We start from the raw sequence: 17,153 nt of genomic DNA, 5'->3' as shown, positions 1-17,153 counted from the left end.
TATGTCTGATAAGATTGCAATTTTACAAATTGGGATGGAGGATTGGAGCAATAGCTTAGCGATTCCAGAGAAGCTAGATTGGCAGTATCTGCATCCAGAGGATATAGCTATGTTTGTGACGGCCCATCAGAACTGGAAACAGGAGCGAAAAAAACTAGAGAAAGACTTAGAGCAACTGGAAAAACTCAAGGAAAAAACACCTCAGATAGAACTGGAAATCAAGAAGTTGCGCCAAACTCTGAAAGAAGTGCTAGCCAGCCAGACTGTTTATGCTGCCCTGATTTTATCTGAGAAGTCCTACCCAAGGGAACTTTCTGGTTTGGGTGAGCAGTTTGAACCCTATCAAGTCTTTTATCCAAGTCATCTCGAAGCAGACGGAGATACGGCAGCTTTTCTGCGGCAAAAAATGGCTCAGTCATTTGTTTGGGAAAAGAGAAACGAGCTGGTCTATCAACTGTCCAAGATTCTTTTCACTGGTCAATATGGAGCCAAACTCCCTATTCATGATTTGCAAATTTCTCCTTCATTCAGCGGAGAAGTTCGGTTTGAGGGACGAAAGTACCTTTGTTTAACCGGTGATTTCGGAGAGGATTACCGACAGATTGCCTTTTTCCGTTACAATATACAATTTATGGAGTGGCAGTTTTTAAATCTTTTTTTGGATCATTGGACGGATGGCCAGTGTCAGCTTAAATTATCGGTTAGCCTGATTCCAAGCGGTGCAACCAATGAGATTGCCAAAGAGTGGACATTTGAAGGAAGCGACCTACGCCAGCAACTATTGATTGATGGTGGCATGGATGGCTACCTATTTATTTCCATCCAGGCCAAAGGACAAGGCAGTCTGAAATTAGGGCCCTGTCACTATCGTTGGAGCAGGGCTGAATTTGGTGAGTTCATTTTAGGTGGTGAACGCTTGGTTGACCAAGACCTGCAAGAAATTCAGACCTACTTTGAACCAGGGGATTTCAAGCCGCCTTTGTGCGTGTATTTTTCAGGGTTTCGTACAGCAGAGGGTTATGAAGGGTACTGGATGATGAAGAGTTTAAAAACACCCTTTATGCTGATTTGCGACCCGAGATTGGATGGAGGCGGCTTTTATCTTGGAAGTCCAGAACTAGAGCAAGCGGTGATTGACAAAATTCAAGAGAAGCTAGCCTTTCTAGGGTTTGATTCCAGCCAGTTGATTTTGTCGGGGATGTCCATGGGTACTTTTGGGGCCCTCTACTACGGCAGTCAACTAAAACCTTATGGAGTTGTTATCAGTAAACCCTTGATGAACCTTGGCAATATGGCTCTTAGAGAACGTGTACAGCGACCAGGTGGCTTTCCAACGTCTTTGGATATTCTAAAAACAAATGCTGGAAATCTCTCAGAGGAAGCGGCTCATCGTCTCAATGAACGTTTCTGGAGCTGTATGACAGACGGTGTTTTTGCCGGTACAAGATTTTCGATTGCCTATATGCGCGAAGATGATTATGACCAGACAGCCTTTGAGGACTTTGTGCATTTCAGTAAAGGAACAGGTGCTAAAGTTTTAGGCAAAGGGTATTCAGGCCGTCACTTGGATGGCGGAGGGGCGCCGAATAATTGGTTTATGAACCAATACCTCGACTTGTTGAAGAAAGGATTTGGAAGGGGGGAGAACTGACAATGGTACGAATCTACTGGAAAAATTATAGTCAGTCTACTTACTTGCATGGAAGCCAGATCGACTTTCATAAGGATCAGGTCTTCTTTGAAAATTCCCTGATGCCACCTAGTTTCGTTATTAAAAGCTGGGATTCCATGACTAATTTTCAGGCTGTTAGGAGTCAACCTTCTCTTCCGCTTTTGAAGAAAGGGGCGTGCTACCAGTTGGATTTGGTTGCTGCGATAGAACCCAAGCATGCGGCTTATTTGCAGATAAACTTTTTTGATCGCCATCACGAAAAAATTCACTTTGAAATTTTAAAAAATCAACAGAATCAGTTTACCTATCCGCAGGAAGCTTATTCCTATCAGATTGCTTTGATTAACGCAGGAGCAACTTCCTTGACCTTCAAGTATTTAAGTTTAAGGGTTTTGGGTAGCGAAGATTCCGTTCCTCAAGGCATGCTTCTTTATCCGCAGACAGGGACATCCGTCACTCTCTTACTCTTGGAAGAGGAGGAAGATGCCACTTTGTATGCGGATGTCATTGAGCAAATTGGGCGAAAAGTTGGCAATCTTCTCATTCTTGAAGCAAGAGATGCTATGAGTGAGCAAGGGATTGTTGATTTGCAAGGGTGGGCAAAAAAACATGGATATAGCCACATGACCATCATCGGCTATGGTTCCAGAGGCAACCAAGCTGGCCTTCATCTCCACCTCAAACTAAAGGAAAGCAAGTTTTATCTGAGCCAATCTGTCAATCGGATTCGATTGGATAAGGCGCTGCTCGCTCAACTAGACATTGACCAAAATCGATTGGAGCAGGTAGTGAAGCAAGATGACGGGCTTCTGTTTTATATGGAGCAAGCGGTGGGGCTGGAGCTGGTATCAGGGCTCATTCATCCCCTGTCCACCTTGCTGCACGCTTTTTCCACTGCCAATACCTAAACAGGAATTATAGAAAGGAAGGCCATGGGTTTCTTGAAATCTCCATTTTCACTGGATTTTTACAGGCTTAAAAAATTGAAAAAAATCTACCGTCAAATTGATGCCCTCAAGGATGAGATGGCTGCTTTGACAGATCAAGAACTCAGCCAAAAAACCAGCTTTTTCAAACAGCGGTTGGCAAAAGGGGAAACGGTGGACAGTCTTCTCGTTGAAGCCTATGCGGTTGTTCGGGAGGCTTCTAGGCGCGTGCTGGGTCTGTTTCCTTATCAGGTTCAGGTTCTCGGAGCGATTGTTCTTCATCAAGGCAATCTGGCTGAAATGAAGACCGGCGAAGGAAAAACCTTGACCGCAACCATGCCCCTTTATTTGAACGCCCTAAGTGGCAAGGGAGCCATGCTGATTACAACCAGTGCCTATTTGGCACAACGGGATGCTGAGGAAATGGGGGCGATTTTTAATCTGCTGGGTATGACGGTTGGGGTCGGTGTATTTGATAGCAAGACCGACGTAACAGTTGAAATGAAACGCAAAGTCTATCATTCAGACATTATTTATACAACAAACTCTGCCCTGGGCTTTGACTATCTCTTTGAGAACCTTGCTGTTCATCGTTCTCAAAAATATATGAGAAGTTTCCACTATGCCATCATAGATGAAGCGGATGCTGTTCTGCTAGATACGGCTCAGACTCCGTTAGTCATTTCGGGTTCCCCTCGTGTTCAGTCCAACCTTTATTGGGTTGCTGATAACTTCATCCTCAGTCTGAAGCAGGGGGAAGGTTATTATTATGACCGTGAACGTGGAGAAGTTTGGCTGACGCAAAAAGGGATGGATGAAGCGGAGCGCTACTTTAGACAGCAAGGCTTTTATTCGTTGAGCAATCAGGAGCTGGTTCGGCATGTAAACTTAGCTCTTCAAGCCCATAAATTATTTACACTGGGCAAGCAGTACGTCATTGAAGATGGGGAAGTGAAACTGCTGGATCAGACAGACGGTCGTACGCTGAAAGGAACCAAAATTCAAGGTGGCGTCCATCAGGCCATTGAGCAAAAAGAAGGAGTGAAGGTCACTCCTGAAATGCGGGCCATGGCTTCTATTACTTATCAAAACCTCTTCTTGATGTTTCCAACTCTGGCAGGGATGACTGGTACAGGTAAGTCGGCAGAAGCTGAATTTATCCAAACCTACAATATGGAAGTGGTTCAAATACCCACCAATAAGCCAGTTATCCGTAAGGATTATCCAGATCTTATTTACACAAGTATCCCTGAAAAAATTCGTGCTTCGTTGGATATGGTAAAAAAGCTGCATAAGAAGGGACAACCTATCCTTCTGGTAACAGGTTCGGTAAAAATGTCTGAGCTTTACTCTGAATTGTTACTGCTAGAGGGGATTCCACACAGTCTTTTGAATGCCTATCACGCAGCCAAGGAAGCGCAGATGATTGCTGAGGCGGGCCAGCTAGGTGCCGTAACAGTCGCAACCAATATGGCTGGACGAGGAACAGATATTAAATTGGGGCCGGGTGTTGAGGAACTAGGCGGTCTAGCTGTTATCGGAACGGAACGGATGAAAAGCGACCGGGCAGATTTGCAGATGCGGGGTCGCTCGGGACGTCAAGGAGATCCGGGATTTAGTCAGTTCTTTGTTTCCTTAGAAGACGATATTGTGATTGAGCATGGTGGCAAATGGGTAAGCGATTATTTCCGCAAGCATCGGGATTTAATTGATGAAAATAACCCACGCCCATTGACCCAGAAACGGTTTCGCCGTGCCTTACGGCGGGCACAACAGGCAAGCTCCGGAGCAGCTCAACAATCACGAGGAATGACCTTGCAATTCGATGAGAGTGTTAAGGTTCAGCGTGATTATATCTACAAAGAACGAAATGCCATCATAGATGGTAGCAGTCAGGGAGTTGATATTCTCCAATTTGCGCAGGATTTGGTTGATTGGTTTTTGAAAAGCAAGAAAACCTTGGACCAACATGATGTGGAACGTTTCATTTTAGATTATATCACTTATGATTTTCAGGATTTTCCTGATGATATTGATTTGGATAACAGGGATAGCATCGGGCAGTTCATGATGAAGTTAATCACCAAGGAATGGGAGCGGAAAAAGCGTTTTTTGAAGAAGGATTATCTTGATTTTGAACGCATTGCGCTCCTCAAGGCGATTGATGAAAGTTGGGTTGAAGAGGTTGATTATTTGCAGCAGTTGCGCGTGATTGCAGGAGCTAGACAAACGGCCCAGCGCAATCCGGTTTTCGAGTATCACAAGGAGGCCTATCGCAGCTATCAGGCGATGAAGAGAAATATTCGGCATCTAACAGTTCAATACTTGCTCTTGAGCCAGGTTTCTTACAATGCTGAAGGAGAACTCCAAATCTACTTTGCTTAGAAAGGGATAGAATGACCATTTATAACCTTAATTTGGGCATCGGTTGGGCAAGCAGTGGTGTCGAATATGCCCAAGCCTATCGAGGGCAGCTTTTTCGGAAGTTGGGACTGGATACTAAGTTCATTTTCACGGATTTTTTTGTTCAGGACAACCTATCGGATTTAACTCGAAATCTTGGTTTTTTAGATGAAGAAATCATCTGGCTTTATGGGTATTTTACAGACGTTAAGGTAGCTCCATCTAGCTACCGCCTCTCCGATTTGTTGGCCAATATGAAGGAACAGATAAGAGGAGAAGAGGTCACTGACCAGTTTATCCGTTATTTTTTAGGGGCGTCAGATCATTTCATGACCGTTTATTTGTCAAAGAAAGATAAAGAAGCGGTTCATTGTGTAGAGTATGTTCACAAAGGCAATCTGGTAAGAAAAGATGTTTATTCTTATACTAAGATTTTCTCAGAATACTACACACCAAAAGAACAGACAGCACATCTCTATCTCCGCCGTTTTTTCAATGAAGATGGCAGTGTCGCCTATGATGAGATAATAGATGGCCCCAAAAGTATGTTCAAGTTTCCTAAGGCGATTCTGTATTCAAAAGAAGAATTGATTTCCTACTTCATGCAGGATTTAAATCTTACAGCCAACGACTTGTTCTTACTTGACCGAGCTACGGGAACAGGCCAGTCGGTATTTCGCTACCATGGTCAAGCGCGACTGGGAGTTGTGATTCACGCAGAGCATTATAGTCCAAATTATGTGACAGATGATACGATTCTTTGGAATAATTTTTATGATTATCAGTTTGTAAATGCTGATAAGGTTGATTTTTTCCTTACCTCTACGCAGCGACAAAAAGAGGTATTGGAAGAACAATTTCTGCGTTATACAGGGCACGTTCCCCGAGTGATTGCTATCCCGGTTGGAAGCCTCGATCAGTTAAGAGGAGAAAATGCCAAACGTAAACCTTATTCCATCCTGACTGCCTCGCGGCTGGCAACGGAAAAGCATGTCGATTGGCTGACAAGGGCTGTAATCGCAGCTAAAAAGGAACTTCCAAACCTGACTTTTGATATTTATGGTCAGGGAGGAGAGTGGGATAAAATCGACCAGATTATCAGGGAAGCTGGGGCTGAGGATTCTATTCAGCTGATGGGGCATCATCAGTTGGCAGATGTCTATCAACAATATGAACTGTATCTGACCGCCTCAAAGAGTGAAGGTTTTGGTTTAACCTTGTTAGAGGCTGTGGGATCTGGTCTTCCCTTGATCGGCTTTGATGTGCCATATGGAAATCAAACATTTGTAAAAGAAGGACAAAATGGCTATTTATTGCCTTGCCCGTCTGCAGATGATGAAACAGCAATAGTTGCAGCCTATCAGCAGGCCATCGTGACATTCTTTAGGCAGGCGGATAGAGAAGTCATGCGACAGACATCTTACCGATTGGCAGAAGGCTTTTTAACCAGCAATGTAGAAGAGGCTTGGCTCAAACTAGTAAAGGAGATGACGGCAAATGATAACCTTATTTGATACTTACGGGCAGTCAAGCTGGGATCTACACTACTCGCTTCTCTTGGCAGGCTACAAGCACCCAACTGTCTGTTTGACGGATGATGGTTTTTTACCTGATGATGTGACTTCTCCCTATCAATTCTTTACAGAATTCAAAGACGGGGGGCAAAAGCCACTCTACTTTAATCAAGTGGAATTACCGAATTTCTGGGAGATTGTTGGGAATGGCAGTCAGGCAGAAATCTTTGATCTCCATCGCAAGCGTGGGCATATCCATTACGCTTCTCCAAATCACAAGCGCCATGTAAAGATGGTGGATTGGTATGACGAGGAAGGTCGGATGCGATTGACAGACCGCTACAATCGATTGGGCTACCGTTTTGGACAAACTGTTTATGATAGAGAAGGGCAACCTCTCCTAACGTCTTATTTTAACCAAGAAGGTCACGAAGTTGTCCAAGAAAACCACCAAACAGGCAGTTTTATACTCCACTATCAAGGACAGGTTCATTTCTTTGGTGATAAGCGAGAATGGGTAGACTTCTATTTGACAAAGGCTGGTTTTCAGCGTGATCGCATCTTTTACAATACCTTGTCCTTGCCTTTTTTGACTTGTTTTTACATGGAGGAAGAAGGGCGGGATATTCTCTTTTGGCAAGAACCTATTCTGGGGGAAATTCCAGGAAACATGCGTCTGCTTTTGAACGGAGCAGGGAAGCGCCCCACAAAAATAGCGGTTCAGGACGCGACAGCTTACAAGAATCTTCTTCCTCTTCTGACAGAAACAGAAAAGGAGCAGGTGTATTTTCTTGGTTTTCAATATCCTTTCGTTAAACAAAATCAAGCTGGAAACCAAGCGCTAATATTAACCAATACGGATCAGTTGTTGCATCTGAAGGAGCTAGTAGAAGCTCTGCCAGACTTGCATTTCCATATAGGAGCACTGACGGAAATGTCCAGTCAGCTGATGGCCTTTAGCAGCTATAAAAATATCAGCCTGTATCCAAATATCTCACTTGAGCAAGTCCACAAACTATATAAGGCCTGCGATTACTATTTGGACATCAACTTGGGTGATGAGATTTTATCATCTGTCCGAACAGCCTTTGAACACAATCAGCTTATTTATACCTTTGAAGAAACAGCACATGGACGCAAGTATTGTGCTGACGAAACTATCTTTTCAAGTCAAGATTGGCCTAAGTTGATAGAAAGTCTATCCAGTTGCCTCAAACAAGCTAGTTCAGTTGCTGAAGCAGTTGACAGACAGAAGCGTGCAGCTCATCTTGCTAGTGCAGAAGACTACCGATCTGTGATTGATAGGAGGGAACAATGAAAGAGGAAAATCCTTTAAAAGACAGCATCAACAAACGGATGGAAGAAGAACGATACCAATTTCCGAAAGAGAAAAAAGAAAAAAAGCAGTTCAATATGCAGATTATCGTACTCATCTCAGTTCTCATCTCACTCGGACTCATCATCCTAAGACTGATACAATTTTTCATGGAATAATCGGAAAACAGCCTATCTATTTTTCACAAATAGATGGGTTTTTGTTTAGCATTTCATCCTAAACTAGAGCCTTTTTCGGCAGAATACAAAAATGTAAGCGATATTCAGAAATCTTTCGCAGTAAAATAGTAAATTTCATTGAAAAAATAGTGAATATGTATTATAATGAAGGATAGTTTATAAAAATATCTAACTTATTTATATATGTAAAAAACATTGTAGGATAAGCGAATTTGTGCCTTCGCAGCACAAGTAAATATTTAGGAGCAATTCATGAATCGAAAGCGGTTTAATAAACATTTTGACGAGGTTAACAGGACCAGTCGGGTCAAAATGCATAAATCTGGAAAAAATTGGGTAAAAACCGTTCTATCACAGCTAAATCTTTTAAGAGTGATGCGTGGAAAGGGGAGTGACAAGCCAGATGTGCGTATTCCAGATCTCCATCCTTCTGATAGTTTAACATCGCATCATTTAGACTATTTAAAGGCTGCATTGGCAACCGGAGCTATTGCAACCGGGGCTACTGTAACGACTTCGGTATTTGCAGAAGAAGTGCAAACAGTCACTGAAGAGCAGGTAACAGCAGGAGAAACGCTAGTTGATCAAGATGTCGTTGTCGTGACTACGACTGAAACAAGCGCGGTTTCTGAATCAGATGCTCAGCAAGTAAGCACTGTAACTACGAGTCCGACTGCAAGTGCAGGGAGCCAAACTCTCTCCACCGAGGATAGTTCCTCAGCCTCGGCCAGTTTGTCTGCCTCAGAAAGTGCCAGCACTTCAGCATCTGAATCCGCATCCTTGAGTGCCTCGACAAGTGCCAGCACTTCGGCATCGCAGAGTAGCTCTACCTCGGCAAGTACTAGCGCCTCAGAAAGTTCATCAACCTCTTCTAGCCCTCTAGCAGAAGGGGCTACTACTGGAAATGAGCGTTCGAATGAGTCTGCCACATCGGCTGTTGCTCAGGCAGAGTCTAATCTGGATTACTCAAAATTACAGATGGCCCTGCAAACACTGAGGGAGGCCTTATCAAAAGAAGTGCCTTCTGAAGAATCAACCAGCGCTGCAAAATATCAAAAATATGTGACTGCTCGAGACCGTGCAATCGCAATATTGGCTCAAGCAGAAGCAGCCTTCACAAATCCAACCATCAGCCAACAAAGCCTAGATGCCTTGGCTATATCTACTGCCTCAGCTGGAACTGCTCTGTCAGGCCGTATCCAGCAGATGACACCAACAAGCACAGCTACAGGAACCAGCCTTAGAAACGGCACAGGAACCAATTCGCTTGGCAAGTTGTTGGTAAGTAAATCAGATACTTCTGGAACTGTAAGAGCCGTTCGAGGCTATTACGATGAAGCCAATCAAATTATCAATTGGCAGGTGGATGTTCAACCTATAAGTACAGGATATCTTGGCTTCTATTTTGCTGGTGATGAGACTATGACTCCGATTGGAATACCAAGTTTGGCCAATAATAGCTTTGTCCTGTCCCAAGTCCATACAGCAGCACTCGGCGTTACTTGGTCCGATGGTGTCCGTGTTACAGGAATTGCCTACATGACTACTGGAAGACTGACAGGTGGGCAAATTTACACAATTAACTTCCAAATGCGGACAACAGATGTTAGACAGGCTCAGATAATTGTTCAAGCAGGTGCCCATAGTCGTAATAATCAAACTCCTACTGGCGAAACACACAATGCGGGTGGACAACGAATCCCTGTTTTAGATGCTCCTACAGGAACTTACTCGGGTGGAACACATGTTAGTAGCCCTGTCGATAGAACGCGTATCAATATGAGCGATTTAACTATCGATGTTCAAAATCCGGTAGTGACAGTCGTGGCTAATGATGTCTATCTATTTAAGGATACAGCTTTAAATACAGATTTGAAGTTAGCAGACGTAACAGATCGCTCGTCAATCGCTGCTGCCTCAATTACTAGTTCAGTCGGAAACAATACCACAGATGCTACGTTTGGTACAAGCTTGGCTGTTCGAGTTGATAACAATACACAGGTGGTTATACCTGCTGGAAAACTAACCGATCAGCCAACTGGTACCTACGAACGGGCAGTAATGGCTAGAGATAGTTCACAACATGGAAATGAAGGATACGGAACTTTCCGCATCCATGTCTTGGATACAGAAGTAACACCTGTTCAAAAAGATCACAAGCAAACTATCACAGCAACTGAATTAACTGATGCGGTTTCTATTCTTGGGCCAACAGACGGTGCTATTATCACCAAGGAACTGTTAAGTCCAGTTCCAACTTCTGGTTCAGGCTTTGTTCAAGTGAGGATAACCACTCAGCAAGGTGTTTCTAAAATTGTCAATGTTCCGTATAGTATTGCTCCTAACTCAGCTCCGACTCTCTCTGTTTCTGACCAAACCATTGACAGAGCAGGTCAGATTGTTATCCCACTATCAAATGGTGTTGTCGCTGCAGATTTAGAAGATGATCGAGATGGTGTTGCAAAAACAATCACTTATACAGTCACTGATAGCGAAGGAAGAAGCATTGCGGTAACAAATGGAGCTATTCCATCTTCCACTAAACCTGGTGTCTACACCGTCACAGTTACTGTGGTTGATAGTGATGGAGCAAGCGTAACAAAAAGTTACCAGCTAACCATTACTGATCAGCAGTCAACATCAAACTCGGCTAGTCTATCTGCCTCCGAGTCTGCATCACTAAGTGCGTCCACCAGCGTAAGCACATCCGCATCTGAGTCCGCGTCACTAAGTGCCTCGACTTCAGCAAGCGCATCCGCCTCCGAGTCCGCATCTCTAAGCGCATCAACTAGCGCAAGTACGTCAGCCTCTGAGTCGGCATCCTTGAGCGCCTCGACTTCAGCAAGCGCATCCGCCTCCGAGTCCGCATCTCTAAGTGCATCAACTAGCGCAAGTACGTCGGCTTCTGAGTCAGCATCCTTGAGTGCATCGACCAGTGCAAGTACGTCAGCCTCTGAGTCGGCATCCTTGAGCGCCTCAACGAGCGCAAGTACGTCAGCTTCCGAGTCCGCATCCTTGAGTGCATCCACCAGCGCAAGCACGTCAGCATCCGAGTCTGCGTCACTAAGTGCATCAACTAGCGCAAGTACGTCAGCCTCTGAGTCGGCATCCTTGAGCGCCTCAACGAGCGCAAGTACATCGGCTTCCGAGTCGGCATCCCTGAGTGCCTCGACTTCAGCAAGTACATCAGCTTCCGAGTCCGCATCCTTGAGTGCATCAACTTCAGCAAGTACGTCAGCCTCCGAGTCAGCATCCTTGAGCGCCTCAACCTCGGCAAGTACGTCAGCCTCTGAGTCTGCGTCAACTAGTGCATCGACCAGTGCAAGTACGTCAGCCTCTCTAAGCGCCTCAACCTCGGCAAGTACGTCAGCCTCTGAGTCGGCATCCTTGAGTGCCTCAACCTCGGCAAGTACGTCAGCTTCCGAGTCCGCATCCTTGAGTGCATCCACCAGCGCAAGTACGTCAGCTTCTGAATCTGCATCCTTGAGTGCATCAACCAGTGCAAGTACGTCAGCCTCTGAGTCCGCATCCTTGAGTGCATCAACCAGTGCAAGTACGTCAGCCTCTGAGTCGGCATCCTTGAGCGCCTCAACGAGCGCAAGTACATCGGCTTCCGAGTCGGCATCCTTGAGTGCATCAACCAGTGCAAGTACGTCAGCCTCTGAGTCCGCATCCTTGAGTGCATCAACCAGTGCAAGTACGTCAGCCTCTGAGTCAGCATCCTTGAGCGCCTCAACGAGCGCAAGTACGTCAGCCTCCGAGTCCGCATCTCTAAGCGCCTCAACTAGCGCAAGTACGTCAGCCTCTGAGTCAGCATCCTTGAGTGCATCAACTAGCGCAAGCACGTCAGCTTCAGAATCCGCATCCTTGAGTGCATCGACCAGTGCAAGTACGTCAGCCTCTGAGTCAGCATCCTTGAGCGCCTCAACGAGCGCAAGTACGTCAGCCTCCGAGTCCGCATCTCTAAGCGCCTCAACTAGCGCAAGTACGTCAGCCTCTGAGTCAGCATCCTTGAGTGCATCAACTAGCGCAAGCACCTCGGCTTCCGAGTCCGCATCCTTGAGTGCATCGACCAGTGCAAGTACGTCAGCCTCTGAGTCAGCATCGCTCAGTGCGTCCACCAGCGCCAGCACCTCGGCTTCCGAGTCCGCATCCTTGAGTGCATCGACCAGTGCAAGTACGTCAGCCTCTGAGTCGGCATCCTTGAGCGCCTCAACGAGCGCAAGTACGTCAGCCTCCGAGTCCGCATCTCTAAGCGCCTCAACTAGCGCAAGTACGTCAGCCTCTGAGTCAGCATCCTTGAGTGCATCAACTAGCGCAAGCACGTCAGCTTCAGAATCCGCATCCTTGAGTGCATCGACCAGTGCAAGTACGTCAGCCTCTGAGTCAGCATCGCTCAGTGCGTCCACCAGCGCCAGCACCTCGGCTTCCGAGTCCGCATCCTTGAGTGCATCGACCAGTGCAAGTACGTCAGCCTCTGAGTCGGCATCCTTGAGCGCCTCAACGAGCGCAAGTACGTCAGCCTCCGAGTCCGCATCTCTAAGCGCCTCAACCAGCGCAAGTACATCGGCTTCCGAGTCCGCATCCTTGAGTGCATCGACCAGTGCAAGTACGTCAGCCTCTGAGTCGGCATCCTTGAGTGCCTCAACCTCGGCAAGTACGTCAGCTTCTGAGTCCGCATCCCTGAGTGCCTCGACTTCAGCAAGTACATCAGCGTCCGAGTCCGCATCCTTGAGTGCATCAACTAGCGCAAGCACCTCGGCTTCCGAGTCCGCATCCTTGAGTGCATCGACCAGTGCAAGTACGTCAGCCTCTGAGTCAGCATCCTTGAGCGCCTCAACGAGCGCAAGTACGTCAGCCTCCGAGTCTGCGTCACTAAGTGCATCAACTAGCGCAAGCACGTCGGCTTCTGAGTCAGCCTCAATGAGTGCATCAACTAGTGCAAGTACATCCGCGTCTGAGTCCGCGTCACTAAGTGCGTCAACCTCGGCAAGCACGTCAGCCTCCGAGTCCGCGTCACTCAGTGCATCAACTAGCGCAAGTACATCAGCTTCAGAATCCGCATCCTTGAGTGCATCGACCAGCGCAAGTACGTCAGCCTCTGAGTCGGCATCCTTGAGCGCTTCAACAAGCGCAAGTACGTCAGCCTCCGAGTCTGCGTCACTAAGTGCGTCAACCTCGGCAAGTACATCCGCCTCCGAGTCTGCGTCACTAAGTGCATCAACTAGCGCAAGCACATCGGCCTCCGAGTCTGCGTCAACTAGTGCATCGACTTCGGCAAGCACATCAGCGTCCGAGTCCGCATCCTTAAGTGCATCGACCAGTGCAAGTACGTCAGCTTCCGAGTCCGCGTCAACTAGTGCATCGACTTCGGCAAGCACATCCGCTTCTGAGTCAGCATCCTTAAGTGCATCGACCAGCGCAAGTACGTCAGCTTCTGAGTCTGCGTCACTCAGCGCTTCAACGAGCGCAAGTACGTCGGCTTCTGAGTCAGCATCCCTGAGTGCCTCGACTTCAGCAAGTACGTCAGCCTCTGAGTCTGCATCCTTGAGTGCATCAACTTCAGCAAGTACATCAGCATCCGAGTCCGCATCTCTAAGCGCATCGACCAGCGCCAGCACCTCGGCTTCCGAGTCCGCATCCTTGAGTGCATCGACCAGCGCAAGTACGTCAGCCTCTGAGTCGGCATCCTTGAGCGCCTCAACTTCAGCAAGTACGTCAGCATCCGAGTCCGCATCCCTGAGTGCATCAACTAGCGCAAGCACATCGGCCTCCGAGTCGGCATCACTAAGTGCATCGACCAGCGCAAGTACGTCAGCCTCTGAGTCGGCATCCTTGAGCGCCTCAACGAGCGCAAGTACATCAGCTTCAGAATCCGCATCCTTGAGTGCATCAACTTCAGCAAGTACATCAGCGTCCGAGTCCGCGTCACTAAGTGCCTCGACTTCAGCAAGCACATCCGCCTCCGAGTCTGCGTCACTCAGTGCATCAACTAGCGCAAGTACATCCGCGTCTGACTCTGCATCAACTAGTGCATCAACCTCGGCAAGTACGTCGGCATCCGAGTCTGCGTCACTCAGCGCTTCAACGAGCGCAAGTACGTCGGCATCCGAGTCTGCGTCACTAAGTGCGTCAACCTCGGCAAGTACATCCGCCTCCGAGTCCGCGTCCGCGTCACTCAGTGCATCAACTAGCGCAAGTACATCCGCGTCTGACTCTGCATCAACTAGTGCATCAACCTCGGCAAGTACGTCGGCATCCGAGTCTGCGTCACTCAGCGCTTCAACGAGCGCAAGTACGTCGGCATCCGAGTCTGCGTCACTAAGTGCGTCAACCTCGGCAAGTACATCCGCCTCCGAGTCTGCGTCACTAAGTGCGTCAACCTCGGCAAGTACATCCGCCTCCGAGTCTGCGTCAACTAGTGCCTCGACTTCGGCAAGCACATCCGCTTCTGAGTCAGCATCCTTAAGTGCATCGACCAGTGCAAGTACGTCAGCTTCCGAGTCCGCATCTCTAAGCGCCTCAACTAGCGCAAGTACGTCAGCCTCTGAGTCAGCATCCTTGAGTGCATCAACTAGCGCAAGCACGTCAGCTTCAGAATCCGCATCCTTGAGTGCATCGACCAGTGCAAGTACGTCAGCCTCTGAGTCAGCATCCTTGAGCGCCTCAACGAGCGCAAGTACGTCAGCCTCCGAGTCCGCATCTCTAAGCGCCTCAACTAGCGCAAGTACGTCAGCCTCTGAGTCAGCATCCTTGAGTGCATCAACTAGCGCAAGCACCTCGGCTTCCGAGTCCGCATCCTTGAGTGCATCGACCAGTGCAAGTACGTCAGCCTCTGAGTCAGCATCGCTCAGTGCGTCCACCAGCGCCAGCACCTCGGCTTCCGAGTCCGCATCCTTGAGTGCATCGACCAGTGCAAGTACGTCAGCCTCTGAGTCGGCATCCTTGAGCGCCTCAACGAGCGCAAGTACGTCAGCCTCCGAGTCCGCATCTCTAAGCGCCTCAACCAGCGCAAGTACATCGGCTTCCGAGTCCGCATCCTTGAGTGCATCAACCAGTGCAAGTACGTCAGCCTCTGAGTCGGCATCCTTGAGCGCCTCAACGAGCGCAAGTACGTCAGCCTCCGAGTCCGCATCTCTAAGCGCCTCAACCAGCGCAAGCACATCGGCCTCCGAGTCGGCATCACTAAGTGCATCGACCAGCGCAAGTACGTCAGCCTCTGAGTCGGCATCCTTGAGCGCCTCAACGAGCGCAAGTACATCAGCTTCAGAATCCGCATCCTTGAGTGCATCAACTTCAGCAAGTACATCAGCGTCCGAGTCCGCGTCACTAAGTGCCTCGACTTCAGCAAGCACATCCGCCTCCGAGTCTGCGTCACTCAGTGCATCAACTAGCGCAAGTACATCCGCGTCTGACTCTGCATCAACTAGTGCATCAACCTCGGCAAGTACGTCGGCATCCGAGTCTGCGTCACTCAGCGCTTCAACGAGCGCAAGTACGTCGGCATCCGAGTCTGCGTCACTAAGTGCGTCAACCTCGGCAAGTACATCCGCCTCCGAGTCCGCGTCCGCGTCACTCAGTGCATCAACTAGCGCAAGTACATCCGCGTCTGACTCTGCATCAACTAGTGCATCAACCTCGGCAAGTACGTCGGCATCCGAGTCTGCGTCACTCAGCGCTTCAACGAGCGCAAGTACGTCGGCATCCGAGTCTGCGTCACTAAGTGCGTCAACCTCGGCAAGTACATCCGCCTCCGAGTCTGCGTCACTAAGTGCGTCAACCTCGGCAAGTACATCCGCCTCCGAGTCTGCGTCAACTAGTGCCTCGACTTCGGCAAGCACATCCGCTTCTGAGTCAGCATCCTTAAGTGCATCGACCAGTGCAAGTACGTCAGCTTCCGAGTCCGCATCTCTAAGCGCATCAACTAGCGCAAGTACGTCGGCTTCTGAGTCAGCATCCCTGAGTGCCTCGACTTCAGCAAGCACGTCAGCCTCTGAGTCAGCGTCACTAAGTGCATCAACTAGTGCAAGCACGTCAGCTTCTGAGTCAGCATCCTTGAGTGCATCAACTTCAGCAAGTACGTCAGCCTCTGAGTCTGCATCCTTGAGTGCATCAACTTCAGCAAGTACATCAGCATCCGAGTCCGCATCTCTAAGCGCATCGACCAGCGCAAGTACGTCAGCTTCTGAGTCTGCGTCACTCAGCGCTTCAACGAGCGCAAGTACGTCGGCTTCTGAGTCAGCATCCCTGAGTGCCTCGACTTCAGCAAGTACGTCAGCTTCCGAGTCCGCGTCACTAAGTGCGTCAACTAGCGCAAGCACATCGGCCTCCGAGTCGGCATCACTAAGTGCATCGACCAGCGCAAGTACGTCAGCCTCTGAGTCAGCATCGCTAAGCGCCTCAACCAGCGCAAGTACGTCAGCTTCCGAGTCTGCGTCACTCAGCGCTTCAACTAGCGCAAGTACGTCGGCTTCCGAGTCTGCGTCACTAAGCGCCTCGACTTCAGCAAGTACATCAGCCTCTGAGTCGGCATCCTTGAGCGCCTCAACTAGCGCAAGTACGTCAGCTTCTGAATCTGCATCAACTTCAGCAAGCACATCAGCTTCAGAATCCGCATCCTTGAGTGCGTCAACCTCGGCAAGTACGTCAGCCTCCGAGTCCGCATCCTTGAGTGCATCAACCAGTGCAAGTACATCGGCTTCCGAGTCGGCATCCTTGAGCGCCTCAACTAGCGCAAGTACGTCAGCTTCTGAATCTGCATCAACTTCAGCAAGCACGTCAGCTTCAGAATCCGCATCCTTAAGTGCCTCGACTTCAGCAAGCACATCCGCCTCTGAGTCGGCATCCTTGAGCGCCTCAACTAGCGCAAGTACGTCAGCCTCCGAGTCAGCGTCACTCAGCGCTTCAACTAGCGCAAGTACGTCGGCATCCGAGTCTGCGTCACTCAGCGCCTCAACCAGCGCAAGCACGTCAGCTTCAGAATCCGCATCCCTGAGTGCATCGACCAGTGCAAGCACGTCGGCCTCTGAGTCCGCATCTCTAAGCGCATCAACCAGCGCAAGTACGTCAGCCTCTGAGTCAGCATCGCTAAGCGCCTCAACCAGCGCAAGTACGTCAGCCTCC

General features: G+C 48.6%; 7 protein-coding genes and 2 pseudogenes. 8 read left to right on the top strand and 1 reads right to left on the bottom strand.

The features are described from left to right. Position 1 precedes the first annotated feature (1 nt). From asp2 to INT76_RS11130, 7 genes and pseudogenes are all read left to right on the top strand, one after another. A complete protein-coding gene (gene asp2 / locus INT76_RS01880) occupies positions 2-1,651 on the top strand; it encodes an accessory Sec system protein Asp2 (RefSeq protein ID WP_212571576.1) in 1,650 nt (549 codons plus the stop codon). A 2-nt stretch (positions 1,652-1,653) separates the two neighbouring features. Then, complete coding sequence (gene asp3 / locus INT76_RS01875) at positions 1,654-2,580, top strand: accessory Sec system protein Asp3 (RefSeq protein WP_212571574.1); 927 nt, start codon at positions 1,654-1,656, stop codon at positions 2,578-2,580. Between the two features lie 24 nt (positions 2,581-2,604). After that, the gene (secA2, locus tag INT76_RS01870) at positions 2,605-4,983 is read left to right on the top strand and encodes an accessory Sec system translocase SecA2 (protein ID WP_212571565.1); all 2,379 of its coding nucleotides are present in this window, start codon (positions 2,605-2,607) and stop codon (positions 4,981-4,983) included. Between the two features lie 11 nt (positions 4,984-4,994). Then, positions 4,995-6,515, top strand: a complete 1,521-nt coding sequence (gene gtfA, locus INT76_RS01865) for an accessory Sec system glycosyltransferase GtfA (protein WP_212571563.1) — start codon at positions 4,995-4,997, stop codon at positions 6,513-6,515. Then, on the top strand, positions 6,499-7,833 hold the full coding sequence (gtfB, locus tag INT76_RS01860; protein WP_212571561.1) for an accessory Sec system glycosylation chaperone GtfB: 1,335 nt from the start codon (positions 6,499-6,501) through the stop codon (positions 7,831-7,833). Before gtfA ends, gtfB begins: the two co-directional genes overlap by 17 nt. Next, positions 7,830-8,009, top strand: a complete 180-nt coding sequence (locus INT76_RS01855; protein ID WP_212571559.1) for a hypothetical protein — start codon at positions 7,830-7,832, stop codon at positions 8,007-8,009. The genes gtfB and INT76_RS01855 overlap by 4 nt, the downstream gene beginning before the upstream one ends. A 273-nt stretch (positions 8,010-8,282) precedes the next feature. Next, a pseudogene (locus INT76_RS11130) lies at positions 8,283-8,480 on the top strand (KxYKxGKxW signal peptide domain-containing protein); the annotation flags it as partial. Between the two features lie 191 nt (positions 8,481-8,671). Here INT76_RS11130 and INT76_RS11125 read toward each other — a convergent pair. Beyond that, the gene (locus INT76_RS11125) at positions 8,672-8,959 is read right to left on the bottom strand and encodes a hypothetical protein (RefSeq protein WP_282960505.1); all 288 of its coding nucleotides are present in this window, start codon (positions 8,957-8,959) and stop codon (positions 8,672-8,674) included. A gap of 3,187 nt (positions 8,960-12,146) precedes the next feature. Here INT76_RS11125 and INT76_RS11225 point away from each other — a divergent pair. Next, positions 12,147-13,142: pseudogene (locus INT76_RS11225) on the top strand (hypothetical protein); the annotation flags it as partial. Positions 13,143-17,153 lie beyond the last annotated feature (4,011 nt).

This window comes from Streptococcus oriscaviae, from assembly GCF_018137985.1.
In the GTDB taxonomy this organism is placed as follows: domain Bacteria; phylum Bacillota; class Bacilli; order Lactobacillales; family Streptococcaceae; genus Streptococcus; species Streptococcus oriscaviae.
This window is presented reverse-complemented; position numbering and strand designations above follow the sequence as displayed.